Annotated in this window: 21 protein-coding genes; 12 read left to right on the top strand and 9 right to left on the bottom strand. The window is 61.6% G+C overall.

Annotated features, from left to right (window positions below; genetic code table 11):
• The first annotated feature begins 60 nt into the window (after positions 1 to 60).
• Positions 61 to 555, top strand: a complete 495-nt coding sequence (locus tag GRAN_RS12235; RefSeq protein WP_128913328.1) for a DinB family protein — start codon at positions 61 to 63, stop codon at positions 553 to 555.
• Positions 556 to 564: 9 nt separating this feature from the next.
• Here GRAN_RS12235 and GRAN_RS12230 read toward each other — a convergent pair whose 3' ends face one another.
• From GRAN_RS12230 to GRAN_RS12225, 3 genes are all read right to left on the bottom strand, one after another.
• On the bottom strand, positions 565 to 1,368 hold the full coding sequence (locus GRAN_RS12230) for an ABC transporter substrate-binding protein (protein WP_128913327.1): 804 nt from the start codon (positions 1,366 to 1,368) through the stop codon (positions 565 to 567).
• Between the two features lie 73 nt (positions 1,369 to 1,441).
• Complete coding sequence (locus GRAN_RS25510; RefSeq protein ID WP_161570951.1) at positions 1,442 to 1,603, bottom strand: hypothetical protein; 162 nt, start codon at positions 1,601 to 1,603, stop codon at positions 1,442 to 1,444.
• Positions 1,604 to 1,684: 81 nt separating this feature from the next.
• On the bottom strand, positions 1,685 to 2,944 hold the full coding sequence (locus GRAN_RS12225) for a VWA domain-containing protein (protein WP_241654532.1): 1,260 nt from the start codon (positions 2,942 to 2,944) through the stop codon (positions 1,685 to 1,687).
• Between the two features lie 120 nt (positions 2,945 to 3,064).
• On the opposite strand from GRAN_RS12225, the gene GRAN_RS12220 reads away from it, so the two are divergent.
• The 8 genes from GRAN_RS12220 to GRAN_RS12185 all read left to right on the top strand — a co-directional run bounded on the left by GRAN_RS12220 (position 3,065) and on the right by GRAN_RS12185 (position 14,341).
• Complete coding sequence (locus GRAN_RS12220) at positions 3,065 to 4,840, top strand: SpoIVB peptidase S55 domain-containing protein (protein WP_241654531.1); 1,776 nt, start codon at positions 3,065 to 3,067, stop codon at positions 4,838 to 4,840.
• Between the two features lie 127 nt (positions 4,841 to 4,967).
• Positions 4,968 to 5,975, top strand: a complete 1,008-nt coding sequence (locus tag GRAN_RS12215) for an NAD(P)-dependent alcohol dehydrogenase (RefSeq protein ID WP_128913326.1) — start codon at positions 4,968 to 4,970, stop codon at positions 5,973 to 5,975.
• A gap of 185 nt (positions 5,976 to 6,160) precedes the next feature.
• Positions 6,161 to 8,401: a ligand-binding sensor domain-containing protein gene (locus GRAN_RS12210; RefSeq protein ID WP_241654530.1), complete on the top strand. Its 2,241-nt coding sequence runs from the start codon at positions 6,161 to 6,163 to the stop codon at positions 8,399 to 8,401.
• 2 nt (positions 8,402 to 8,403) lie between these two features.
• Positions 8,404 to 9,045: a trimeric intracellular cation channel family protein gene (locus tag GRAN_RS12205; RefSeq protein ID WP_128914160.1), complete on the top strand. Its 642-nt coding sequence runs from the start codon at positions 8,404 to 8,406 to the stop codon at positions 9,043 to 9,045.
• Between the two features lie 33 nt (positions 9,046 to 9,078).
• Positions 9,079 to 10,335: an FtsX-like permease family protein gene (locus GRAN_RS12200; protein WP_128913325.1), complete on the top strand. Its 1,257-nt coding sequence runs from the start codon at positions 9,079 to 9,081 to the stop codon at positions 10,333 to 10,335.
• A 13-nt stretch (positions 10,336 to 10,348) separates the two neighbouring features.
• Positions 10,349 to 10,849, top strand: a complete 501-nt coding sequence (locus GRAN_RS12195; RefSeq protein WP_128913324.1) for a carboxymuconolactone decarboxylase family protein — start codon at positions 10,349 to 10,351, stop codon at positions 10,847 to 10,849.
• Positions 10,846 to 11,595 (top strand): ABC transporter ATP-binding protein, encoded by a 750-nt coding sequence (locus tag GRAN_RS12190; protein ID WP_128913323.1) that lies wholly within the window; start codon positions 10,846 to 10,848, stop codon positions 11,593 to 11,595. Before GRAN_RS12195 ends, GRAN_RS12190 begins: the two co-directional genes overlap by 4 nt.
• 274 nt (positions 11,596 to 11,869) lie before the next feature.
• Entirely contained in the window at positions 11,870 to 14,341 is a 2,472-nt protein-coding gene (locus GRAN_RS12185) for an ATP-dependent Clp protease ATP-binding subunit (protein ID WP_128913322.1), read from the top strand.
• Positions 14,342 to 14,578: 237 nt separating this feature from the next.
• Here the strand turns inward: GRAN_RS12185 and GRAN_RS12180 are convergent, their stop codons facing one another.
• Both GRAN_RS12180 and GRAN_RS12175 read right to left on the bottom strand, forming a co-directional pair.
• Positions 14,579 to 15,115: a GNAT family N-acetyltransferase gene (locus GRAN_RS12180; RefSeq protein WP_128913321.1), complete on the bottom strand. Its 537-nt coding sequence runs from the start codon at positions 15,113 to 15,115 to the stop codon at positions 14,579 to 14,581.
• 188 nt (positions 15,116 to 15,303) lie between these two features.
• Positions 15,304 to 16,464, bottom strand: a complete 1,161-nt coding sequence (locus GRAN_RS12175) for a M48 family metallopeptidase (protein WP_128913320.1) — start codon at positions 16,462 to 16,464, stop codon at positions 15,304 to 15,306.
• Positions 16,465 to 16,757: 293 nt separating this feature from the next.
• Here GRAN_RS12175 and GRAN_RS12170 point away from each other — a divergent pair, with 293 nt between their 5' ends.
• Positions 16,758 to 18,326 (top strand): hypothetical protein, encoded by a 1,569-nt coding sequence (locus GRAN_RS12170; RefSeq protein ID WP_128913319.1) that lies wholly within the window; start codon positions 16,758 to 16,760, stop codon positions 18,324 to 18,326.
• A 263-nt stretch (positions 18,327 to 18,589) separates the two neighbouring features.
• Here GRAN_RS12170 and GRAN_RS12165 read toward each other — a convergent pair whose 3' ends face one another.
• Genes GRAN_RS12165 through GRAN_RS12155 form a run of 3 tightly spaced genes read right to left on the bottom strand, consistent with a single transcriptional unit; the run spans position 18,590 to position 22,205 of the window.
• Positions 18,590 to 19,018 (bottom strand): type II secretion system protein, encoded by a 429-nt coding sequence (locus tag GRAN_RS12165; RefSeq protein WP_128913318.1) that lies wholly within the window; start codon positions 19,016 to 19,018, stop codon positions 18,590 to 18,592.
• Positions 19,012 to 19,527 (bottom strand): type II secretion system protein, encoded by a 516-nt coding sequence (locus GRAN_RS12160; RefSeq protein ID WP_128913317.1) that lies wholly within the window; start codon positions 19,525 to 19,527, stop codon positions 19,012 to 19,014. Before GRAN_RS12160 ends, GRAN_RS12165 begins: the two co-directional genes overlap by 7 nt.
• Entirely contained in the window at positions 19,524 to 22,205 is a 2,682-nt protein-coding gene (locus GRAN_RS12155) for a cohesin domain-containing protein (RefSeq protein ID WP_241654529.1), read from the bottom strand. The genes GRAN_RS12160 and GRAN_RS12155 overlap by 4 nt, the downstream gene beginning before the upstream one ends.
• A 186-nt stretch (positions 22,206 to 22,391) precedes the next feature.
• On the opposite strand from GRAN_RS12155, the gene smpB reads away from it, so the two are divergent.
• Both smpB and GRAN_RS12145 read left to right on the top strand, forming a co-directional pair.
• The gene (gene smpB, locus GRAN_RS12150) at positions 22,392 to 22,931 is read left to right on the top strand and encodes an SsrA-binding protein SmpB (RefSeq protein WP_128913316.1); all 540 of its coding nucleotides are present in this window, start codon (positions 22,392 to 22,394) and stop codon (positions 22,929 to 22,931) included.
• Between the two features lie 37 nt (positions 22,932 to 22,968).
• On the top strand, positions 22,969 to 24,471 hold the full coding sequence (locus GRAN_RS12145) for a leucyl aminopeptidase (RefSeq protein ID WP_128913315.1): 1,503 nt from the start codon (positions 22,969 to 22,971) through the stop codon (positions 24,469 to 24,471).
• Between the two features lie 157 nt (positions 24,472 to 24,628).
• Here GRAN_RS12145 and GRAN_RS12140 read toward each other — a convergent pair whose 3' ends face one another.
• Positions 24,629 to 25,258: a DedA family protein gene (locus GRAN_RS12140; protein ID WP_128913314.1), complete on the bottom strand. Its 630-nt coding sequence runs from the start codon at positions 25,256 to 25,258 to the stop codon at positions 24,629 to 24,631.
• Between the last annotated feature and the right edge of the window lie 56 nt (positions 25,259 to 25,314).

Raw genomic sequence — 25,314 nt, 5'->3', positions numbered from 1 at the left:
TTGTGAACGCGTATAGGAAGAAGTAAGATCAGCGCAAAATAATCAAGCTAAAATTCCCGAATGAGCGATTCGGTTAGCGCGTTATTCCTCGACCATTCGACCCGGAAGCTGAGCGCGATGCAGGAACATCTAGCCGGCTGTCTCGGCCGGTTGAACGACGAGCAGATATGGGAGAAGCATGGACCGCACGAGAATGCCATCGGAAACCTGGTGCTGCACCTGTGCGGGAATGCCCGGCAATGGATCATGCACGGAATAGCGGGCGTTCCAGATGTGCGGGTGCGGGATGCGGAGTTTCAGGCGACCGGGGGTAAGACCCGTGAGGAATTACTCGGCCTGTTTGCCGAGACGATGGCGGAGGCGCGCAGCGTGATCTCGTCGGTAGCGCCGGAGCGGCTGACACAGGTGATTCATCCACAGGACATCGATGTGACTGTGCTCGAGGCGATCTACCAGGTCGTTGGACATGTGCAGCAGCATATCGGGCAGATCGTTGTGCTCACCAAGCAGATGACGGGTCGAGATGTCGACCTCGTGATGCCTCGGGCGAGGTAGGTAAGCGAACTACTGCCCTGCCGCGATTGCAGCGTCCGCGAGCCGGATCATCTGGGAATCCGGAGCGGCTGAGAAGATACCGGGGTGCAATGAATGGGCTATATCCGCGAGGCCTTCGAGAAGCGTTGGGGCGGGTGTGTTGATGAGACGGTCCGGGATACAGAAGACGCGGCGCTGGCGCACAGCTTCAAGGGAATGCCAGTTGCGCTGATCGATAACGCGGGTGAGCGGCACGCGATTCCCTGCTCCGCACCAGGCGAAAAGAAGCACGTCGGGCTTCGCGTCGGCGATGATTTCGGGCGTGGTGTGTAAGCCGGGGACTCCGAGAAAACGGCCGCCGGCGGCTTCGATGAGTTCAGCCGCCCAGTGTTGGGAATGGATAAGGGGCTTGCCCCACTCTTCGCAGTAGACGAGCGGCTTCGGCAACGATGCGGTGCGGGCGCGGACATCGGCGATTGCGGCTTCGAAGGCGTGTACGAGGGGCTCAGGATCGGCGTGGACGATGGAGGCGATGAGGCGGATGTCGTTGGCCACATCGGCGAGGGTGTGGGGTGCGAGGGTGAGGACGGGGAGGCCTGCCTTGAGGATCGCTGCCAGCGATTCGAGGCGGTAAGGAATGCTGGCGATGACGAGGTCGGGGCGCAGGGCTTCGAGTTCGGCGGTGTCGGCGGACCACGCGTCCTTGAGGACCGCATGGCCGGAGAGTCCGGGGAGGGCTTCGAGGCAGTACTTCGTGTGAGCGCAAAGGTCGTCGAGACGGCCAAGGGACGCGAGGATGAGGGTGACCGAGGGCTGGAGGCTTGCGATGCGCATGGGAAGAAGGCGGGAGCTTCGGAGGCTCTTGTCTGATCCTACCGTGAGCCCTTCCGGTGCCGGTTGCTTTGCCTTATTTGACCAGCAGCGTCTGCTTCTTCCTCAGAACGTTCAACTCCCTCTCTTCGCTCTCGATGAGATGAGAATTGGGCTGTGGCTGATCTTTCCTGGTCTGGAGTTTCTGCTCGGCGCTATCTACGGCGAAGTCTATTTGCTGACGAAGCGTGGGGGTCATGCGCACAGACTACGTCGCCACGTGAACCATTTCGACACCCGGAGGTTGTAGACGACCTGCGTCAATGGAGGTACGAACGCCCTATTCGACGACCTGCTTGGCCTTGTAGCCATCGCGGGCGATAACGGAGTACTTGAGGGGCTTACCCTTTTCATCAGCCATGCGGAGGGGCTTGCCTTCGCGGTCGACGAGGGTGACCTTGATCTTGCGGTAGGTGCCGTCGTTCTTGTTGTTGGTGGGCTTGTAGGTGAGGAGGTACTGGTTGCGGATGGAGTCGTTGATCTGGGCGAAGATGTCGGGGAGCGCGCCCTGGAAGAGCGGGTTGAAGTAGAGGCCGCCGGTCATGTTGGCGAAGGTGCGCATCTGGTTTTCGGCCTGGAGATAGTCCATGCGCTGGATGCCTCCCATGCGACCTCGGGAGTCGGCGAGTTCGCGAACGAGGGCTCCGGTGCCGATGGCGAAGATGGTGACGTTCTGGGAGGCCTTGACCTTGGCGAGGATCTTATCGAGGGTGAGCTTGGAGAAGGTGTCGCGGCCGGTTCCGATGAGGATGATGTACTTGCGGCCCTCGATGCGGGAGACGCGGTCGAGGGTCTCGTAGAGGGCGTCGAACATGTTGGTGTCGGAGAAGCCGGGGATCTGGAGGGACTGGATGGCCTGGCCGACGGTCTGCTTGTTGTTGGTGAAGTCGGTGACGATGTGGGTGCGGAGGTCGTAGGTGATGACGGCGATGTAGTCTTCGGGGCGGAGCGACCGGTAGAAGCTCTCGGACGCGTTCTGCATGTCGCGGATGAAGTAATAGGAGTTGGCGGCGAATTCGAGGAGCATGACGGCGGTGATGGGGGTCTGCACGATGCGGACGCTGTCGACCTTTTGCTCGACGCCGTCTTCCTGGACGAGGAAGTTTCCGGATTTCAGGCCGGGGATGAACTGGTGGGTTTTGTCGAGGATGACGTTGACGTCGAGGTTGACGATGGGCACGTCGACGCGGAGGGAGTAGGTGGCGTTGTCGGGGTTCTTGACCTTGGGCTCGGCGGGAGCAGGTGGCGGCTCGGGTTCTTCGGTGGGTTCTTTTTTCTTGCGGAGGACGATGCCGCCGTCGTCGGTGGTTGGTCCCTGCTCGGGTTCTGCGCTGGGAGGGGCTGTCTTCTGGGGGTCCGTTGCTTGAGGAGCGCCCTGCTGCGCACCGGCGCGGGGGATGGGTGAGACGGCGAGAAGGAGGCCGAGGCCGATCGCGGAGAGAAGATGGACGGCGCCGGGGAAGAGGCTCGAATCGCGGTGGGTATCTGCCTGAGGGGTCCTGGAGGTGTCGGGAATCTTCGGGGTCGTCGGGGTCATCATCTGAAACTTTACTCCGGTTTGCGGGTGGGGCAAGAGATAAGCGGGGGCAACGCGTCGAACGACTGGAAACGGGCTAATCTTTTAGACGTGATTAAACATTCCTGGCTTCATGAGCTACTGGTGGGCTGCGCGCTCGGCTGTTTCGGTTGGGCGGGTGCTTCGCCGGTCTCAGCGCAGGCACCGCACGGTGAGGTGCGGCCGACGGGGGTTCCGGCGGGGATGTCGGTGTTTCCGCTGGCGGATGTGAAGCGCGGCATGATGGGTGTGGCGTACACGGTGTTCGAAGGCGTGAACCCGGAGCCGATGGACGTTGAACTTCTTGGTGTGCTCAAGGATGCGATCGGGCCGGGGCAGGACATGATCCTGGCGAGGCTGAAGGGGACGAAGCCAGAGTATACGGGCGTTGTGGCTGGGATGAGCGGCAGCCCGGTATATGTCGATGGGCGGCTGCTGGGGGCGGTGAGCTACCGGATCGGGCAGTTCAGCAAGGAGCCGATTGCCGGGATCACGCCGATCGAGCAGATGTTCGAGGTGCGGGATGGGCAGGGTGCGGGGGCTGAGGCGGGAACAAAGGCTCCGGTGAATGCGGGCGGGATGCAGGTGCAGCCGATGGAGACACCACTGGTGTTCAGCGGCTTCTCGCAGGAGGCGATCGACCGGTTTGGGGACCGGTTCAAGGCGATGGGGCTGACGCCGGTGGCGGGATTGGGCGGGGTGGATGGCGATGCCAAGCAGCCTGAGCCCCTGGTGCCGGGGTCGGCAGTCAGCGCGGTGCTGGTAAGGGGGGATTTATCAGCTGCGGGGACGTGCACGGTGACGTATGTGGATGCGAATCAACTGCTGGCGTGTGGGCATCCGCTGACACAGTATGGGCAGGTCGATATCCCGATGACGAAGGCGAATGTGCTGGCGACGCTGGCATCTCCGATGAACGCCTTCAAGATTGTGAACGCGACCGAGACGGTTGGGGCGTTCACGCAGGATCGGGCTTCGGCGATCCTTGGGCGCTTTGGGGCAAAGGCGCGGATGATTCCGGTGACGGTCGAGGTGGCGGGATCGGGTGGGGCTTCGATCAAGAGCAGGACATTACACTTCGAGGTGCTGGATAACAAGCAGTTGACGCCGTCGACGATGCTGGTTTCGGTATACCAGGCGCTGCAGGGGACGAACAGCTCGGCGGCGGAGATCAGCTATCGCATGTCGGGTGAGCTGACGGTATCGGGTATGGATGGGAAGGCGTTGCCACCGGTCTCGATGGATGGGGAGATGGCGCAGAACGAGTTCAACCCGGCGGCGATCAATGCGGCGCTGTTCGTGGGCGAGAGGTTCAGCCGGGTGTATCAGAATGCGGTGGAGCAGCCGGTGATCACGGGCCTCCGGCTAAAAGTGGAAGCGGTTCCGATGCGGCGGACGGCGGTGATCGAGACCGCGAGGCTTGGACGGACGGAGGCTCGCGCGGGAGAGACCGTCGAAGTGGAGACAACAGTGCGGCCCTTCCAAGCGGAGACGCGTGTGGTGCGAATGCAGGTGCAGGTTCCGGCCGGAACCACGGCGGGTCCCTTGAGGGTGATGGTCAGCGATGGGGCTACGCTTGACCGGCTGCTGCAGCCGACCGCGACGACACCGCACCCGCTTGGGTTGGCGGATACGGTGGCGCAGATCAACCGGTCGCATGCGAACGATCGACTGTATGTCACGGTGCTCGAACATTCGGCGCAGGCGGTGCTTCCTGCGAGCACGATGGCCTCGGTGCCGCTTTCGATGGCGAACGTATTGGAGCCGCTCAAGGATGGCCTCGAAATGCGACTGACGGGCGAGAGCGCTACGGAGGCGGGTTCGGTGGAGGTTCCGGAAGCTATTTCGGGATCGAAGGTGCTGACGCTGATGGTTCGCTGATACTTCTGTCGTATTTCTGCCAGATGGGTAGCGAAGAAAGGGAGAAGTTCGGCTTCTCCTGTTGTAGCATCAGGAATGCAGGCGCGCAGCCGGGTAGATCGCGCGACTCCAAGGAACAGGGACTTTCATGAATGATATCAATGGGTTAGCCGTCCACGCGGCTGGCGCGCATCTGCTTCCCTTCAAGGTCGACGCCGGTGATTTAAAGCCGAATGACGTTGCGATCAAAATCTCGCACTGTGGCGTGTGCCACAGCGATATCCACCTGATCGATAACGACTGGGGTATCAGCAAATACCCGTTTATTCCGGGCCACGAGATCGTCGGGACGATCACAGCGGTGGGTTCGAGTGTCAAGGACCGCACCGTGGGTGAGCGGGTCGGGGTGGGCTGGCAGGCGGATAGCTGCGGGATTTGCGAGTGGTGCCGGCAGGGCGAGGAGCATCTCTGCCTGAAGAGCCAGCCGACGTGCGTTGGGCGGCATGGTGGTTACGCGGACTATGTGCGGGTCAACAGCCGGTTTGCGATTCCGGTTCCGGCTGTGCTCGATAGCGAGAACGTGGCACCGCTTCTCTGCGGCGGCATCACGGTTTATAGCCCCTTGCGGAACCACGGCGTTCGGCCTTCTTCGCGTGTCGGCGTTGTCGGGATCGGCGGGCTCGGACATATCGGGTTGCAATTCGCGCGTGCGTTCGGCGCGGAGGTGACGGCCTTCTCGACCTCGAAGGATAAGGAAGCGGAGGCGAAGAAGCTGGGAGCACACCACTTCGTCAATACGCGGGATACAGGCGCGCTGAAGAAGGTAGCGGGAAGCTTCGACTTCCTTCTCTGCACGGTGAGCGCGGACCAGGATTGGGCCGGGTTGATCGCTTCGCTTCGCCCGAAGGGCATGTTGTGCGTGGTAGGCGCGGCTCCTTCACCGATGCCGATCTCGGCCTTCTCGCTGATTCTCCAACAGAAGGCTATCTCCGGCAGCCCGACGGGAAGCCCACGCGACCTGCACGAGATGCTGGATGTAGCGGCTCGGCATGGGATCAAGGCGATCACGGAGCGATTCCCGATGTCGGCTGCGAACGAGGCAGTCGCGAAGGTGAAGAAAAACCAGGTGCGGTATCGCGCGGTTTTGACGAACTAGGCGGGAAGGCAAACGCAGATTCCCTTCGGGAATGACAACCAAAGGGCAACGGCAACCCAAAGGGCAAAGGCAACGGCAAAGACACATTCTTTCGGGGATGCAGGATGGGCGGGCGGGGCTTCGGCTTCGCCCGTCTTTATTGTGGGAGAAGCAAGATTTTGGCAGGGTTTAGACTCGGGGTCACGATGATGCGACGGTGCGCGGTGCTTGCGGCAGGGTTAGTGGGACTTGGTTTGGCTTCCGGAAGCGCGCTGGCGCAAGGGACGAAGCTCTGGACGGTTGGGCGGTATGAGGAACTCGAGCGCGGATCGACGAATGGCGTGGCGATCCGGAACGACGGGCGCCTGGAGAGCGCTCCGGCGACGTCTCTGATCTACACGACGACAGGCAATTACGTGTGGTCGGTAGCTGGCGATGCGGCTGGAAACGCTTATCTCGGTACGGGCGGAACGGTCTCCGGTTCAGCGACAGTGATGCGGGTTGGAGTGGACGGCAAAGCCACGAAGATCTTCGAGGGTAAGGAGCTTGGGGTTCAGTCGGTGCGGGTGGGCGGCGATGGGGCGGTGTATGTCGCGACCTCGCCGGATGGCAAGGTTTACCGGGTGACGAAGGAAGGCGGACCACCGCTGGTGGTCTTCGATCCGGCAGCTACCGCGGAGAAGTCGAAGTATCTCTGGGACCTTGCAGTGGGTAAAGGGGACGAAGTCTATGTCGCGGCGGGGGCGCCTGCGGCGGTGTATCGTGTGACCGGTGGGAAGGCCGAGCTGCTGTTCAAGACGGCGGATCAGCATATCCGGTGCCTGCTGATGAGCAGGACAGGAATGCTGTGGGCGGGAACAGATGGCGGCGGAGTCGTCTACCGGGTGGACCCGCGACAGACTGGAGCGAAGCCCTTTGCCATGTATGCGGCGGCGCAGCGCGAGGTGACCGCGCTGGCCGAGGATGAGGCGGGGAATGTCTACGTGTCGGCCGTCGGGAGCAAGACGGGGACTTCGCTGCCTCCATTGCCGGTGACGGGCGCGGTGGGCGTGACGGTGACGTTCGTCCAGCCCAGTTCTACGGGCGCGGTGAGTGGAAGTGCGCTCGTTCCGGATGGGAGCGAGCTGTACCGGATTGCTGCCGACGGCACGCCTTCCCGTCTGCTGAGCCTGAAGGAGGATGTTGTGTATGGGTTGGCGGTTCGGGACGGAGCCTTGATTGCGACGACGGGGAATCGCGGACGCGTCTACCGGGTGGATCTTGCGATGGCAGGACGATACGCGGACATTGCCCATCTCGAGGCTTCGCAGGGAACGGCGCTGGCGACAGTCGCTGGAGGCGGGTTACTGATCGGGACGAGCAACAGTGGGAAGCTTTACCGGCTGGGTGGGGTGGCAAAGACGGCAACGTACACGAGCGAAGTCTTCGACGCGGGTGGATTTACGCATTGGGGGCGTGCCGAGGTTCGGGCTGAGGGGACGGGTTATGGGATGTTTGTCCGCGTCGGCAATGTTCCGAGCCCGGTGGAGGGTTGGAGTGACTGGATAAAGCTCGATGGAGGAGCGGGTAAGGTTCCGGACGGTCGCTACGCGCAGTGGAAGGTCGACTTGGGAAATAGGCAGAGTGGAGTCGAGGCGGTCGGGTTGAACTATCTGCCAAGGAATGTCGCGCCGGTGGTGGACGATGTTGCGGTGCAGATGGGAGCGCGGATCGCTCCGGGGACGGGTGCGACGGCGTCCACGACCGTGCAGGTGGCCTTCCCTGCCCCCGTGCCGACCGGGATGGCAACCGGATTCACGCTTCCGACGGGAGATGCAGGAACGGGTCCACTGACGGGTCAGAAGGACCGGACTGCACTGACGGTGCGGTGGAGCGCCCACGACGACAACGGAGACGACATGATGTTCGCGGTGTGGTGCCGGGGTGTGGGAGAGAAGAATTTCAGGCTGATCAAGGACAAGATCTCGGATCGCTTCTATAGCTTTGACGCCGTGACTCTTCCCGATGGGCCGTATGTGCTGAAGGTGGTAGCGAGCGATGGGCCATCGCACACGGACCAGGAGACGATGACGGGCGAGCGGGTGAGCGGGGTGTTTGTCGTGGATACGACTGCTCCGGTGGTGTCGGTGCTGAAGGCTGCGGTGTCGGCGGCGGGTGCGCGGCCGATTGGGGGCAGGGTGACGATCGAGGCTTCGTTCGAAGCGGTGGATGCGACGTCGCCTATCGGACATGCGGAGTATTCGCTCGATGCGGGTCCGTGGCAGTATGTCGAGCCGGTGGGTAAGTTGTCGGATGGTCTGAAGGAGAGCTACCGGTTCACGGTTCCGGTGGACCTACTGGCTGGGGGTTCTTCGGCGGGTGTTACGGATCCGGCGGAGCATGTGCTTGCGATTCGGGTGTATGACCGGTTTGAGAATGTGGCGTCGGAAAAGGTGGTTGTGCATTGAAGATGAGGGACTGGTGGCCGGCGGACGTGACAGACCGGGCGCTGCTGGTCTTCGATTTGACGGGGGTGTTCGTGTTCGCGGTCGAGGGTGCGCTGGCCGCGGTGCGGGCACAACTGGATGTGTTCGGGGTGCTGGTGCTGGCGTTCGCGACCGCGCTTGGCGGCGGCCTGATCCGCGATCTGCTGATCGGGGCGGTTCCTCCAAAGGCGATTTGCGACTGGCGCTACGGGGCTACGGCGCTCGCGGGCGGCGGCGCGGTGATCTGCTTCAGCCCGCTGTTCGTTGAGGCACCCATCCACCTGATGATCGGGCTGGACGCGGCTGGTCTTGCGCTGTGTGCCGTGGCTGGAGCGACCAAGGCGCTCGAGTACAGGATCCCGGGCCTGCTCGCGACGCTGATGGGGGTGCTGACCGGGGTGGGGGGTGGGACGCTGCGGGACCTGATGCTGGCGCGGGTTCCGAACGTGCTGCGAGCGGATATCTATGCGGTAGCCGCGCTGGCCGGGGCGACGGTGGTGGTGCTGGGGCTGAAGTTCGGACGGTCGAAGTCGTGGGCGATGATCCTGGGCGGCGTGCTGTGCTTCGCGCTTCGGATGGTGGCGGTGACGCGAGGCTGGAACCTGCCGCACGTTGCGCTTCACTAAGTGGCAAGTCGAACATTGTAGGCTGGGGACACGGTGCGATTCGAACTCTTTATAGCGGCGCGGTACCTGCGGGCGAAGCGGCGGCAGGCCGTCGTCGGGGTGGTGACGGGGATCTCGGTGCTTGGAGTGGCGGCGGGGGTGGCGTCGCTGATCATTGCGCTGGCGATCACGAATGGCATGCGGCGGGATCTGCAGGACCGGCTGGTGGGGTCGACGGCGCATGTGGACCTGATGAAGGTGGCGGGAGATGGCATGCGGGACTGGCAGCCTCTGCTGGCGCGGCTGCGTGGGGTGAAGGGTGTGGTGGCGGCGGCTCCTGGGCTGTATGGGCAGGTGTTGATTTCGCGTGGAGCTAGAAGTGGCGGGGCTTTGATCAAGGGCATTCTGCCGGCGGACGAGAGGACCGTGAGCGATCTGCTGGGGGCCGTGAGGGATGGAAGCGCGCGGGAACTGGAGCCGGATGCGGTGGCCGATAGCACCGATCCGAATGCGCGGGCGATTGCGCCGATCGTGATCGGGAAGGATCTTGGGGAGTCGATCGGGGCGGGGGTTGGGGATACGGTGCTGGTAACGAGTCCGCAGGGAGAGCTGACGCCGCTGGGGATCGTGCCGAGGTATGAACGGTTTCGGGTGGTGGGGATCTTCGCTTCGGGGTTCTACCAGTACGACTCGAGTTACTGCTACATGCGGTTGAAGGATGCGCAGAGATTGTTTTCCGAGCCGGATCTGATTTCGATCATCAGCTTCAAGGTGAAGGATCTTTACCAGGCGGCGGAGATTGGAAAGACGATCGAGGCGGCGGCGGGGGCGGGTTTTCAGACAACGAACTGGATGGAGCAGAATCGAGAACTCTTTCGGGCGCTCAAGCTGGAGCAGGTGGTCACGTTTATCGTGCTGGCGCTGATTGTGTGCGTGGCGGCGTTGAATATCTTGATCGCGCTGACCATGATGGTGATGGAGAAGACACGAGATATCGCGGTGCTGATGAGCTTTGGGGTGACGGAGCGGCAGGTGAGGCGGATCTTCCTGTTTCAGGGACTGCTGATCAGCGTGGTGGGGACGGTGATTGGGCTGGTAGTGGGGTACGGGGCGAGTTGGGCGGGGGGGCACTACCGGTTTATCCGGCTGGATGCTTCGGTGTACTCGATCGACTACCTGCCGTTTGCGCCGAAGGTTTTGGACGCGGTGATCGTGGCGGCTGTGAGCCTGGGGGTGAGTTTGTTGGCTACACTTTATCCGTCGCGCTCGGCGGCTAAGGTGCTTCCAGCTGAGGCTTTGCGGTACGAGTAGTTTTTGAGGGCTTATGGCACAGAGGTTGAAGTACACGGAGCTTGCGCCGGAGGGAATCGCGGCGATGCGGGCCGTCGAGCACCATCTGAATACCGGGACGGGGCTTGAGCCGGAGATACTTGCGCTGGTGCGACTACGGGCTTCGCTGATGAATGGGTGCGAGTACTGCATCGGGATGCATCAGCATGAGGCGAAGAAGCATAACGAGACGGAAGGGCGGATCGCGGACGTTGCGAGGTGGCGGGAGTCGGATGCCTATACCCAGCGGGAGCGGGCGGCGTTTGCGTGGACCGAGGTGGTGACGAACATTCAGGATGGACATGCTTCGGACGAGGCATATGCGACGGCGCGGGAGCACTTCTCCGAGGTTGATCTGACGAATCTGACGATGGCTATTGGGAGCATCAATCTTTGGAACAGGATGGCGATTGCGTTTCGTGCGGAGCATAAAGCGGCGGCGAAGCCGGAGGACGCGATCGAGGACGACGGCGGGAAGGTCTCGGTCGAGGAATGAGTGAACTTGTGGAGGGGAGCGAGCGATTCGGGAACCTGGAGCCTTTGTATGGAGTGGCGGCTGCGCGCGTCGTGATGCGAGCGGAGGGGCTGACGAAGATCTATCCCAAGGTTGGAGCGACGGGGAGCGAGATCGTGCTGTTTCGGGATCTGGAGTTGGTGATCCGGTCGGGCGAGATGGTCGCGATCGTGGGGGAGAGCGGCACGGGCAAGAGCACCCTGCTGCACCTGCTGGCGGCACTCGATCGGCCGACGGAGGGCGAGGTGTGGTGCGGAGATCGGCGGGTGAGCCGGTTCTCGGCGGCGGAGGCGGCGAAGTTCCGGAATAACGATGTGGGGTATGTGTGGCAGTTCCACTATCTGCTTCCGGAGTTTTCGGCGCTGGAAAACGTGGCGATGCCTCTGCTGGCGCGGGGGATGGGGCGCGCGGCGGCTCTCGACAGGGCGCGGCTTTGGCTTGGCGAGGTGGGACTCGGGGATCGGCTGGAGAACCGTTCAGGCGAGCTGAGCGGTGGGGAGCAGCAGAGGGTGAGCCTGGCGCGGGCTCTTGTTGGGGAGCCGCAGATCCTGCTGGCGGATGAGCCTACCGGGGATCTGGACGGGAAGACGGCAGAGAGTGTTTTCGGGTTGATTCAGAGGCTTCACCGGGATCATGGGCTGACTAGCGTTCTGGTCACGCACAACCAGGAGTTTGCGGAACGATGCGATCGTATGCTCCGGTTGAAGGACGGGAAGCTCGAAGGCTGAGGAGTTTTGGGTTTGCGACCGATTTTCAACAGAAGCGTCTAACACTTATGGGTTAGTTTAGGCATAACTTTTGCATCGTCTTCGCCTTGAGAATTGACTTGGCGTCTACACTAACTGCAGTGATTGGATGCTCCGTTTGCCGGTGGCAGCCTGATGGTTTCCGTGAGCGGTTGGCACGGGGATGGTTTGGGGACCAACGGCGCTGTATGGACCTCACGGCCTGTACAGTGGCCGGGCTTAGAGCCTGAAAGGGCGAAAAGGCTGAAGGGGGAACATGTTCGAACGCTATACGGAAAAGGCGCGCCGCGTAATCTTCTTTGCGCGGTATGAAGCGAGTCAATTTGGGTCGCCTTACATCGAGACCGAGCATCTCCTGCTCGGATTGCTGCGGGAGGACAAGGCTCTTACGAACCGTTTTTTGCGGTCGCATCAGTCGGTTGAATCCATACGGAAGCAGATTGAAGGTCATACCACTATTCGTGAGAAGGTATCGACCTCAGTCGATCTTCCACTCTCGAATGAGTGCAAGCGTGTGCTCGCCTACGCGGCGGAAGAGGCAGAGCGGCTTTCGCACAAACATATTGGTACCGAACACCTTTTGCTAGGGCTTCTGCGCGAGGAGAAGTGCTTTGCGGCGGAGATCCTGCAGGAGCGTGGGCTGAGACTTCCGGCGATCCGGGAAGAGCTGCAGCGCACGACGCAGGAGAAGGCTCCCGCCTCGGCGACTACAGGCAAGGGACAGCGCGGCGAGCAGAGCATGCTGGCGGAGTTTTCGCGCGACCTGACGCAGTCGGCCATGGATCAGCAGTTGGATCCGCTGGTTGGACGCGACCAGGAAGTCGACCGTGTCATCCAGATTCTTTGCCGGCGGACGAAGAATAATCCTGTGCTCATTGGCGAGCCGGGCGTTGGTAAGACCGCTATCGTCGAGGGGCTGGCACAGAAGATCGCCGACGGCGAAGTTCCTTCCTTCCTTGCGGATAAGCGGGTGCTTGCGCTCGATCTCTCGCTGATCGTGGCTGGAACGAAGTATCGCGGGCAGTTCGAAGAGCGGCTGAAGACGATCATGAAGGAGCTGATGGAGAACCAGAACTCCATCGTATTCATCGACGAGCTGCATACGCTGGTCGGGGCTGGTTCGGCTGAGGGTTCGCTCGATGCTGCCAATATCCTGAAGCCGGCGCTTTCGCGCGGCGAGATCCAGTGCATTGGGGCTACGACTCCGGCGGAGTATCGCAAGTCGATTGAGAAAGATAGGTCGCTCGAACGGCGTTTCCAGGCGGTCAAGGTTCCACCTCCGAACGAGGAGGATGCGATCAAGATCATCATGGGGATCAAGGACAAGTACGAGAAGTTCCACGCGGTGAGCTATACGGATGAGGCGATCAACTACTCCGTGTCGCATTCTTCGCGGTACATTCCGGACCGGTTCCTGCCGGACAAGGCCATCGATCTGATCGATGAGGCGGGAGCGCGAGTGAAGCTGCGGCAGACTTCCCTTCCCGAAGAGCTTACCGAGGTCCAGAAGCGGATCAAGTTCATCGTCCACCGGATGGAGAACGCGATTGCGAATCATGAGTTCGAGAAGGCGCGGTTTTATTCGGACGAAGAGCGCAAAGAACGGGAGAATTTGCGGTCGTTGCGGGATAAATACCACCTCGACGACTCTTCCGCGGGGATTGTAACCAAGGAAGATATCGAGGATGTGGTAAGCCGCTGGACTGGGGTTCCGATCAACTCGATCAAGGAAGAAGAGACGCAGAAGCTTCTTCGGGTCGAGGAAGAGCTGCATAAGCGGGTTATTTCCCAGGATAAGGCGATTTCCGCCCTCTCGCGGGCGATTCGGCGGTCTCGAGCTGGCCTCAAGAATCCAGCTCGTCCGATCGGAAGCTTCCTGTTCCTTGGGCCGACTGGCGTTGGAAAGACAGAGATGGCGCGCACGCTGGCGCAGTTCCTGTTCGGGTCCGAGAAGTCGATGATCCGGTTCGACATGTCGGAGTTCATGGAAAAGCATTCGGTCTCGAAGCTGATCGGCTCGCCTCCGGGCTACGTCGGTTACGAGGAGGGCGGTCAGCTTACGGAACGCGTGAAGCGGAATCCTTACTCTGTCGTGCTTCTCGATGAAGTCGAGAAAGCTCATCCAGACGTCTTTAACTTATTGCTGCAAGTGTTTGAAGACGGACAGCTTACGGATGGGCTCGGAAACACGGTCGACTTCAAGAACACGATCATCGTGATGACCTCGAACATCGGGGCGAAGCACCTGATGAAGCGTGAGGGGCTTGGGTTCCAGTCGAGCAAGGACGAGATCGTGCTCGAGAAGATGCAGGAGATGGTGATGAGCGAGGTCAAACGGACCTTCAATCCCGAGTTCCTGAATCGTCTCGACGAGGTGATCGTCTTTACGTCGCTGTCGGATTCGGACCTGATGCAGATTCTCGAGTTGCTGGTGCAGTCGCTGAACGTGAACCTGGTCCACAAAGCCATCACGATCTCGGTGACGGACGATGCGAAGAGCTGGATCCTGGCGAAGACGGTGGCGGACCGGACGTATGGTGCGCGTCCTCTGCGTCGGGCACTACAGCGGTATATCGAGGATCCGTTATCTGAAGCGTTGATTTCAGGTGGGTTAGTGCAGCGGCCGGCGTTCCTTGAGGTCTACATGGACAACAACCAGCTCTTTTATCGTCCGATTGCGGGTGAGGGGGAAGAGAAAGGAATTGGTTTGGCGCTGACGACTGTTTAGCGTGTCCGGTTCCAGTGATGCCCCAGCCTTCGGGCTGGGGCACTGCTTTTTGGCCGGACCAATTCGGCGGGTTCCCAATGATGCTTCTGGGTTCATCTGCAATTTTTGGGGTCTGTGGTGAGTTCTGGGTGTTTCGTTGGGCGGCGCGCGGGTTTATGGGGTTGGCTTTGGGTTTGGAGCCGGGTCTCTTCGTTGGAAAGTGGCGGTAGGATGTGGGCCGTTGTGCGGTAAAGGTGGTTAACGAACGGTTTCCAAGAGCTTCTCAAGGACGACGAAGGAGAGGTCATCCCGGAGGGGAGTTCCGATACGGGAGTCGCCGTAGGGAAACGGGCGAGTTGCGCCCGTGAGGTGGTAGCCTCGGCGCTCGTACCAGGAGATAAGGGCGTGGCGGAGTTGGACCACTGTCATCTCGATTACTGAGGCACCCTGCGAAACGAGGTAGTCCTCTGCCGCAGCCAGGAGTTCACGGCCGAAGCCTGAGTTCTGTTGCGCGGGGTCGACGGTGAGGGAGCCGAGGTACCATTTTTCGGGTGAGAGCTGCTTGAGGCTGACGCATCCCCGGATCCTGGAAGGGGCGTCCGCGTCGACGACGAAGAACTGGGCTTGGCTGGCAATCTCTTCCCTGAGCAGGGATTCGCTGGTGCGGGTTCCGGAGATATAGTCGGCTTCGGTGCTCCAGCCACGATGTTCGCCGCCGCCCCGGAAGGCGGCGTTCATGAGGGTAACGATGGCAGGGAGATCTTGTTCGCGGGCAGGCCGCATGGGGATTTGCATTTCGTGATTGTATGGGGTCCCGAACCGGGTTATGGGCCATCCCCAGCGGTACGAGCTCCCACCTTAGCCGACGGTGAGGCTGTCGGCGAAGTCGGGGCACCGTGCGTCGGGGCTGTTCGGCGAAGGACAACGGCAACGGCAGACGCAGATTCCCTTCGGGAATGACAACCAAGAAGCGAAGTCTGAGGTTAGTTCCGACGGCCGAGGGTGGGGCGGTTGTCGTCGGTACTCGAGGTGCTGCTGCCTGAGTTGGTGTTGGGGTCGCTGGCGCCTGCGCGGCGGAGGGTGGGCTTGTTGGCGTCCTTGGGGTTGTTGAGCTTGCGCTTGTTCTCGAGACGCAGGAGGCGGGACTTCACATCGTCGAACTCACTTGTGGTGACCATGTAGTCAGGCTTCGGCGGCATGATAGTCGCGATCTCTTCCTCAGAGCGCTGGATGCGGTCGGGGGTCTGCGGGTGATCGGAGAAGAGCTTGGCAACGGCGCCGGGCTTGTGCTTCTCGAGAGCGTCGATCTTTTCGAAGAAGGTGATGAAGGACTGGGGGTCGTAGCCGGCGCGATACATGTACTGGAGGCCGAGGTAGTCGGCTTCGGCTTCGTCCATGCGGGAGAACTTCAGAAAGGCGACGGGGATTGCGAGCTGGGTGGCTTCGTAGATGCCGTAGCCGGTCCAGGAGCCCTGGGTAAAGATGATGAGGGGCACCGAGGCGATCTGGGCCATGTTCATCTTGGTCATCTGGCGGGCGGCGTGGTGGGCGACGACGTGGGAGATCTCGTGGGCCATGACGCCGGCGAGTTCGGACTCTTCATCCGCGGCGAGGATCAGGCCGGAGTTGACGTAGAAGAAGCCGCCGGGGAGGGCGAAGGCGTTGATCTCGTCGGAGTCGATGACCTTGATGGTGAAGGGGACCTTGGCGTCGGAGTTCTTGACGATGTTCTGGCCGACGCGGTTGATGTACTCGACGATGACGGGGTCGGTGACGAGATGGGCGGACTTTTCGACTTCCATTGAATACTGCTTGCCGGTGCGGACCTCCCAATCGGTCGAGTACCAGTTGCCAAAGCCGCGGCCTCCGATGTTGCGGGTGCCGATGGCGCTGACGTCGTCCTCGCTGCCGGGCTTGATGTTGGTCTTGAGGTCTTCGCCGGGGGACGGGAGGGAGTCGGTCTTGGCGGCGACTTTATCCTTGGCGGCCTTGAGCTCGTCGGCGGTGGGGGCCTTGTTGTCCGTCGGGACGGGGGAGCTGTTGGGGGACTTGGAGCTGGGCGTATTGTTCGGGTTCGTCTGCGCGTACGCACTTACAGAGAGGGTAAGCAGGGCTGCAAGGCCGAGGTGAGTGACGGTGCGCATGGCGGTCTCCTGGAGGCAGCACCGCGAGAACGGACACAGCTCCACGCTTTATAAGACGCTTTTTTTTGGAAAATGTCTCGGGGGGGCGGCGGGAGAAGATGGAGGGGAGGTGGTTTGGAGACGTATCTCAAGAGACATGCTAGGCTGGTTTCCTCGTAACTCCTTACCTTGCGAGACACGCCGTCGTGCGTGCTCCGTTTGATCACTATCCTGGGTCCCCCACAGAGAAGATGAGCGTATTCCCACTGACCTCGGTGAGGCTGCGTGCGTGCGACTAACTTGGAGGTGTGCGAATGGACCTATTTCAGAGTATCTGGGAGAGTATTGCCAGCCTATCTCAGCGGTTTTTGGAGGAGGGCACGCGGCTTTCGCGTGTTGCCGGGTGTGCTTTCCTAACGGCGGCATGCGCTACAGCATTGCGTGCGCCTGAGTTTGGAGTGTCCGCTCACTGGTGGTGGGCTTACGTCATCCTCGTGATCGGACTCTTCGTCCTGCTGGAATCCAACTGGGGACTGGGAGCTGAGCAAGACAAGCAAGAACAGAGAATTAGGGGGCGAAGGCTGGCGACGACCGAATCGGCCTTCATTTTGGGTATGGCGGTTCTCTTTGTAGGGACTGGGTCCTGGAGGGCCGCACAGCTCGACCGGGCAGCGCTCAGTGTGACGAGGGCTGAGGTTTCGGAAGCCAAGAAAGCTGAGGATGGATTACGCTCCTCAGTCGAGGAACTGCAGAAGGATTTGCGGGTGGTTGCATTAGCAGGGCGCGGAGGTTCAACAGCAGCGCAGCCTCCGGACAGCTTAGGGAAAAGCCAGGCTGAGCAGGAACTGAAAGACTGCCTCCTTTGCCTGAGGATGAAGGGGCCTGATACCGGCGAGGGCAATGGGACAGGAGCGGGCAAGCCCGCAAGTCCCGATGTTGAGGCGCTCACGAAGGATGTTGAGGCGCTCGCGAACTTGGTGCAGCAACATGACCGGGGCGTGCCCTGGAGCCTGGTCCTCGTATTTCTGGCTGGGTTCGCAGCGCTGGCATTCGTCGGCAAGAAGCATTCAGAGGCCGTTCCAATCGCAGGCGCAGCAGGGCTGGCTGCTGAGGTGGTGAAGCACGCAGACCAGTATGCGAAGCTGAGCGACAAGATGTATTGGTGGGTGCTAGGCGGATACCTTGGGATCTCTTTTGCCCTGACGGTTTTGTTTTGCCTTGCGATCTGGAGGAGCTTGAAAATTGCTGGGGAAAAGACCCGTGTGGCCGAGTTGATGATGGGTAAGGCGGAGAAGGAGCCGCGGGAGGAAGAGAATCAAGACAAGGAAGATGAGGATGGAGCGAAGGACGGCAAAGGAAAGAAGTCTGATAAGGAACGGGAGAAGGGCTTTCTCAGCTCTTCCTCTTCACTTGGATATTCCGTTCTCGTGTTGCTGTGGGCATTTGCAATAACCGCTTACCCGGCACCGAGTAGGGGATCAGCCCCGGGAGTGGAGACGACGGCCCTGCGACCTGAGGAATTGTCACCAGTCAGACAGTATGTAAAGGGGCACGAACTGCTGAGGGATAGCGACAAAGACCAGCCTCGCATCTTAGGAGATAGCTTGGCAAAGATGCATCTGACGCCGCACGATATCGTTCTACTGCTCGGATCAACTGACTGCACTCCGTTTCGCAAAGGTGGAGAAGGAAATAATCCGGACCTTGCTCAAAAACGCGCAGTAGAACTTGGCAAGGCTCTGGCGACCCGTTCCGAACTGAAAGACATACATTTCACGCCACTAGCAGTCAAGCAACATGAACGATGCCTTGAGTCAGCAGATCTTCGCGCGGTGTATCCCTTTCTTATCCGGCAGGAGCGGGAGCCCAGGGTGACACGATAGCAAAGCCTCCTTCCGCAACCGATTCCGAGCCTAGGGCGACACTGAGCGTCTCGGAATGCTTTTATGCGGGCATCGTCAATGGGAAGGCTTCGAAGGTCTGGTACTGCCGGGTTTCGCCACGAGATCCATGCCTTCGAGGGCGACTATCTGGTCGGCGCGCTTCCGCCATAGGAGACCGACGAAAAGATGGCATCGACGTGACAACGGATGTACAACGGCGCTCCTGTTGGATCGGTTTGTGGCGGAGTGGTGCCGTGCGGCATCTACCAGGTGTTGTAGCTGGTTCCGTCGCTGGCGGTTTGCTGGGCTCCGCTGTAGACGTCGCTGATGCCGGCTTCGGTCTGGTCGATGCTGGAGAGGTTGTCGTCCTGGGCGGGGACCCAGGTGTCGCTGCGCTGGGTGATGGGGTCCTTGGGCATGACCTTGAGGTAGCCGCCGGTGACGAGGTCGTCGAGGGATTGCGGGGCCTTCTGCTTGTCGACGGTGTAGGAGTCGATGGCCGTGCGCATGGCGTGGAGGTCCTCGCGGAGGACGGCTTCGCGGGCGGCGCGGACGTTCGAGACGTAGGCGGGGATGGCGAAGGCGGCGAGGATGCCGATGATGACCATCACGATCATCAGCTCGATGAGGGTGAAGCCGCTTTCGTCGGTGCGGGACTGGGGTGCGGGACGGGTTGAAGGGAGCTTCACCATGTGTTGTATTTTGTCCCGTCGAGTGCGGTTCCGTCGCTCTTGGAGTGGACGTCGAAGACGTTCTGGCCGCCGCCGTCGGAGTCGGGATCGTCCTGCATGGAGCGGGTGGCCCATTCGGCCTGACCGGTCATGGGGTCCTTGGGGATGCGGCGGAGGAAGCGGACCTTCTTGGTTCCGGCATCGACGCCGTTGACGAGGGTATCGAGGTCGGGGGGGTAGTTGAAGGAGTCGAGCTTGGTCTGGAAAGCGCTCTTGTCGGCGGCGTCCTTGTAGTGGTCGATGGCGTCACGCATCTCCCAGAGGTCGCGGCGGAGTTCTTTTTCCTTGGTGCGTTTGACCTGGAAGCGGGCGATGGGGATAGCGGCACCGGCGAGGATTCCAACGATGGCGACGACGATGATCAGTTCGACCAGGGTGAGGCCGGCTTGGGAGTTGGCGAGGCTGACGTTCCGGCTACGCCCCGCGATGGCGAGGGGAGCCGGCGCGGATTGGAGCCGAAGCGAGATCATTTTACGTGTACCGTGGCCTGCGATCCTACGGCGGGCAGGCTTGCCTGCGCGCTGTTCTTGGCGCCGACCTTGGTGAGCGTAAGCTGCGAGTCCCCGGCGGCGATGGCCTTGAAGGTGAGGGTGCAGATGTTGCCCTGGCCGTCGACGCCCTTGGCGCTTGGCGGACGGGAGGTGGAGATGGTGACGAGACCGTTGCCCTCGTCACGGTGGACGATCGCGACTGCCTGCCCGTCGCGCCCGAGGAAGTCTCCGGCGTCGACGTTGACGAGCTGGAGGACCTTGGGATCGAACTGCATCTGGAGCGGAACGGCGTAGAGGTCGTGGGCGTTGGTGGCCGAGACGGCGACCTGGAAGGTAGCGCCGACCGCCTGGTTGGGGCTGGCCGGGACGACGCCGAGGCTGACTGGGCCGGAGGCGGCTCCGGGGTTGAGCGGAACGCCATTCTGGGCTGCGGCCGCGGCGGCTGTCGGCGGGAGTGGCTTTTCGGCCTGCTGGGCGAGCTGCTGGGCCATGGCGGCGGCGGCGTTGGCGGCGGTGGTCGTAGGCCCGGTGGCGCGGGCGACGGGCCTGCCGGCGAGGAGGTTGGCGGTGGCCTCGGCTCCGGCGGCTCCGGCGGACTCGAAGGTTGCCGGGCTGCGGCGAAGCTCGTAGCTTGTGCTTGTGCCGGTGTCGATGGGGCTGGTGTTTACCCTGGTGAGGACCGACTCGCGGACGAGATGGGGGATGAGAAGGAAGACGACTTCGTTCTGTTGCTTTTCCGTGCCCTGGGTTCCGAAGAAATACTTGAGGAAGGGGATTTCGGCGAGGCCGGGGGTTCCGCTGTTGGTGCGGTTGTCCTGCTTGGTGAGGATGCCGGCGATGATGCTGGGCTCGCCTTCCTTGAGCTGGATAGTCTGCTCGATGACGTTCTGGGCGATGATTGGCTCGCTGACGCTCGAGATGGTGACGGTTCCGCTCTGCGAGGAGACTTCGATCTTGAGCTTGAGAGTGATCTCGTGGTCGTAGTGGACGGTGGGAGTGAGATCGATGTTGACGCCGACGTCGAGGTAGGTGAACTGGGTCTGTACGCCGAGGGAGACGGTTCCGGTGCTGACGCCCGAGCTGTACGAGCCCGTGGCGATGGGGATACGGGAGCCGATCTTGAGAGTGGCGCGTTGGCCGTCGGTGGCGCGGATGCGAGGGTTCTGCAGGATGCGGGTGTCGGAGTCGGTAAGCAGCGCGTTGAGGGTTCCACCGGTGAGGCCGACGGCGAAGTTCGTGGCGTTGAGGTTCGCGAGACTGTTGAGGGTGAAGGTGGAGGTGGTGCTCGTGGTGCTGGTGGAGGTGCTGCTGCTCGTGGAGCTGGTGGAGGACGTTGCGGCTTGCGGGGTCAGGGTAAAGGACTGGGGGAGGGTGATGCCAAGGTTGCGGACGCGGTCGCGGTTGACCTGGAGGACGGCGACGTCGACGACGACCTCGGAGCGGGCGCGGTCGAGATCGTTGATGATCTTCTGGGCGAGCAGGAGCTGGTCGGGCGTGGCGCGGAGGATGATGGCGTTCTGCGAGGCGACCGAGTAGATCTTGACGGTCGGGTCGAGCATGTTGCGGACGGTGGTGAGGATCTCGTTGAGGTCCTGGGCCTGGCCGATGTTGGTGAGATAGAAGGTCTGGACGGAGAGCTCGTCGAGATCGGTGCGCTTGGTGCGGTTGTTCTGGGCGACGAAGATGGTGTTCGCGGTGACGGGCTTGAAGAAGGTTCCGGCGAGGGTTCCGACGATGCGGAAGGCGTCGAAGAGGGTGACGGACTGGAGATCGACGGGGATGCGCTTGGACTGGTAGTCGGGGTCGAAGAGGACGTTCAGGCCGGCGAGCTTGCCGATGGTCTGGTAGATGACCTTGGTGTCTTCGACAGCGTGGAGGGTGATGGGGTCGTTCGATACGGGCTGGAGCTGGACGGGGCCGGCGACGGAGTTGATGGTTCGGAGGGTCTCCGCCTGGTAGGGCGTCTGCTCGAGCGCGGCGGACTCTGGGGTGGGGGGTGCGCCGGGCGGAGGCGGCATGTTGTCCGGATGCTGGATGAGGTTGATTTCCTGCGTCGCGGTCTGGTTCGAGGGGTCGACGGCGAGGGCGCGGGCGAACTCGTTGAGCGCGGCGGGGATATCTCCGCTCTGCTTGAGGACGCGGCCACGGTCGACGTGGGAGACTCCGGCGAGGAAGCGCATACGCTCGTAGCGGGTCTTGTAACGAAGGTCGGCGGGGGCTTTGAGGGCGGCCTGGCGGTAGTCCTCGTAGGCGGTGTCGTAGTCCTCGTGGAGCTCGGCGTTCTGGGCGCGCTTGTTCCAGGTGCGAGCTGACTGGGCTTCGGCCTTGGGACTCGGGACGGCGATGACGCCCGCCGACACGAGGGCGAGCAGCGCGACGCGCCGCTTGGAGGGCAGTACTTCAGAGAGGAAAGACGAGATAACTCCGCGACCCATGCTTGTTCTGTTTGCGTCCTTTACACCGTGCGGAGTGAAGCGTAGCCGCAGAAGAAGATATCCTGCCCGAAGCATCTTGTCATTGCTGTACTTGCGATTCTGCTCGTGATGCGAGAACTGCCTGACCGATCCAGAGACCACATCGGCAAGGTCGGCTGGGAGGTTCACTTTGCCTCCGGGGACAGCGTCTCGTGTGGTCTTCGATTCGGCTGAGTATACCATTCGTGCGTCTTCTGGCCTGGCTTGCTTCATCATGGTCTTCTTCGTGTTCGGCGGACGCTCGGTGGTGGCGTCTCGTGGGTCTAACTGGGGCGTTCTCGTGGTCTTACGCTGCATAGGCCCGGTTGTCTCGCGTGTTAACATAAGGGTTGGCCCGGTGACTGCTTCCCGTGCCGTTGAAGGATCCTGATGCCGCGCTCCCTTTCCAATCCGACCGTTGCGAACCAGCCTAAACCCGTGGTGAAGGAGAAGGATCGCGACCCCGTGGCGGCGGGCAAACGGGATGCGGCGTTCAACCGGTCGGCCAGCTTCAACTACTTTTTGACCGACAAGTTCGAGGCGGGGATTTCGCTCCGCGGGACCGAGGTGAAGTCCATCCGGGAGGGCAAGGCCAACCTGAAGGACGCGTATGGGCTGTTGAAAGACGGGGAGTGCTTTCTACTGAATGCGCACATCGGACCGTTCTCTCATGGCAATGCGATGAATCATGAAGCGCTTCGCACCCGGAAGCTTTTGCTGCATAAACAAGAGGTCCGGAAGCTCGAAGGTATGACGAAGCAGAAGGGATTTACGCTCATCCCGGTGCGACTTTATTTCCGGAACGGGCGGGTGAAATGCGAACTTGCGCTGGCTAAAGGCAAGCAGGAATGGGACAAGCGCGCGACCGAGAGGAAGCGTGAGGCGGACTCGGAAGCCAAGGCCGCTGTCGCTCGCAGCCAGAGGCGTTAGCTCGGTCGTTCCGCGGGTGGCGGGTTACGATAGAGGGATGATCACGAAGCTTCTCTTTGAGGATGCAGCCGCGTTTGAGACGCCGCTGCTTGCAGTTTTTGCCGTCGATTCGGCTACGGGCAAGGATGCTGCTGCGTCAGTCACGCTGCTAACGGGTTCAGAGGCGATCAAGGGCGCGGCTGCTAAGGTGCTCGCTTCCGGTGAGTTCAAGGCTGGAGTGTGCGAGACGGTTTTGCTGCATGCGCCGGCCGGAGTGAAGGCTGAGCGGCTCCTGGTGATCGGGCTGGGTAAGGCTGCGAAGCTCACGCTCGATGAGGTTCGCAAGGGTGGCGGGACGGCGGTTCGTTTCTGCAAGCCTCGTGGGCTGCGGGATGTGGCGGTTGCGTTTCCGGCGGAGACCTCGCTTGCGGGCGGGCTGGTGGCACGGGTGCTGGCCGAAGGGGCGGAGCTGGCGGATCCGGACTATGACACCTATAAGAGTGACCGAAAGGATCAGAGCGTAAGCTCGGTCACCGTGCTGGCTGCGGCGGAGGATGCTGCTCTGACGACGGGCTTCAGCGAGGGGTTGGCGATTGCCTCGGGGCAGAACTTTACCCGGTGGCTGGTGAACGAGCCGGGCAACGTGCTGACTCCGACGGAGTTCGGAAAGCGCGCTACAGCGATGTGTGCCGAGGCTGGGCTGACGTGTGAGGTTTACTCGACAGAGAAGCTGCACGAGTTGAAGATGGGGGCTTTCTGGGCGGTGTCACAGGGGTCGGCGGAGCCTCCGGCGCTGATCGTGATGACGTATGAGCCTTCCGAGGCACCGGGCGAAGGATCGCCGGTGCTCGGGCTTGTCGGGAAAGGCATTACGTTCGATACGGGCGGGATCTCGATCAAGCCAGGCGACGGCATGGAGAAGATGAAGTACGACATGGCGGGGGCGGGAGCCATGATCGGGGCGATGAAAGCGATCGCGGCGCTTAAGCCGAAGGTGAAGGTGATCAGCGTGATCTGCTCGGCGGAAAACATGCCGGATGGGAAGGCGTATAAGCCGGGAGATGTCCTCACCGCGATGTCAGGCAAGACGATCGAGATCATCAATACCGATGCCGAGGGGCGGCTTGTGTTGGCGGATGGACTGCACTACGCCAAGACGCTTGGGTGTACGCATTTGATCAACGCGGCTACTTTGACGGGGGCGGTGGCGATTGCGCTGGGCAAGATCAATGTCGGGGTGTTCTCGAACGACGAAGCTGCTTGGCAAGCGTTTATGAGTGGGGTTGGGACGACCGGGGAGAAGTTCTGGCGGCTTCCCTGCACCGATGATTACCGGGACCAGATCAAGAGCGCTATCGCCGACATTATGAATACCGGGGGGTCGCGGTATGGCGGGGCGATTACCGCGGCTATGTTCCTGAAGGAGTTTGTCGGGGATACACCCTGGATCCACCTGGATATTGCGGGGTGTGCGTGGCTGGATGACGCTAAGCCGTGGATCGCCAAGGGGCCTAGCGGGGTGGCGGTGAGATCGCTGGTGGAGTGGGTTCGGGGGTATTAGGTCTGGTTTGACGCGCTGGGCGGTATCGGCTCCCACCTTAGGCACGATGGAACTGTGCCGAAGGTGGGGCACCCGCTGGGTTTTGACGGGTCTAGCGAGAGACAAGGCAAACGCAGATTCCCTTCGGGAATGACAACCAGAACGGCAAAGGCCAGAGCTAGGCGGGTTCGCCGGCGCGGATGCGGTTCTTCCAGTGGGAGGAGATGAACCAGATGATGCCGATGACCAACAGGACTTCGACGCCGAGGTGGAACTTCTGGAAGACGGCCTTGAACTTCGGGTTCGTGTCCCACTGCGCGCCGAGCCGCATGCCGACGTAGGCGAGGGCGTAGCACCAGGGCCAGGAACCGATGAAGGTGTAGAGGTGGAAGCGGAACTGGTTCATCTTCGCGATGCCGGCGGGCAGGGCGATGAAGGTGCGGACGATGGGAAGCATGCGCCCGATGAGGACGGTGATGGAGCCGTACTTGGAGAAGAAGTGCTCGCAGAGATCGAGGTCGCGGCGGCTGAGGAGGACGTAGCCACCGAAGCGCTCGACCATGGGACGGCCACCCTTCGCGCCGATCCAGTAAGCGGGGATGGAGCCGATGTTGCTTGCCAGGGAGGCGAGCGTCGCGAGAAGAATGAGATCGGCCTGGCTGTGGGCGAGGGCGTAGCCCGCGAGGGGCATGATGACCTCGGACGGGATGGGGATGCAGGCGGACTGGAGCGCCATGAGGAGCATGACGCTGAAGTAGCCGCCGGCGGAGATCAGGCCTATGAGGACCGCAACAAGTTTTTCAGACATGTGAGCCCAGTATATCGGGTCGCGCCTTTGCTAGCATGATACTGACTCAGGAGATT

Origin of the sequence: Granulicella sibirica, from assembly GCF_004115155.1 — a bacterium.
GTDB lineage: Bacteria > Acidobacteriota > Terriglobia > Terriglobales > Acidobacteriaceae > Edaphobacter > Edaphobacter sibiricus.
Note: the sequence above shows the minus strand (reverse complement) of the source record. Positions and strands in the feature narration are given on the sequence as shown.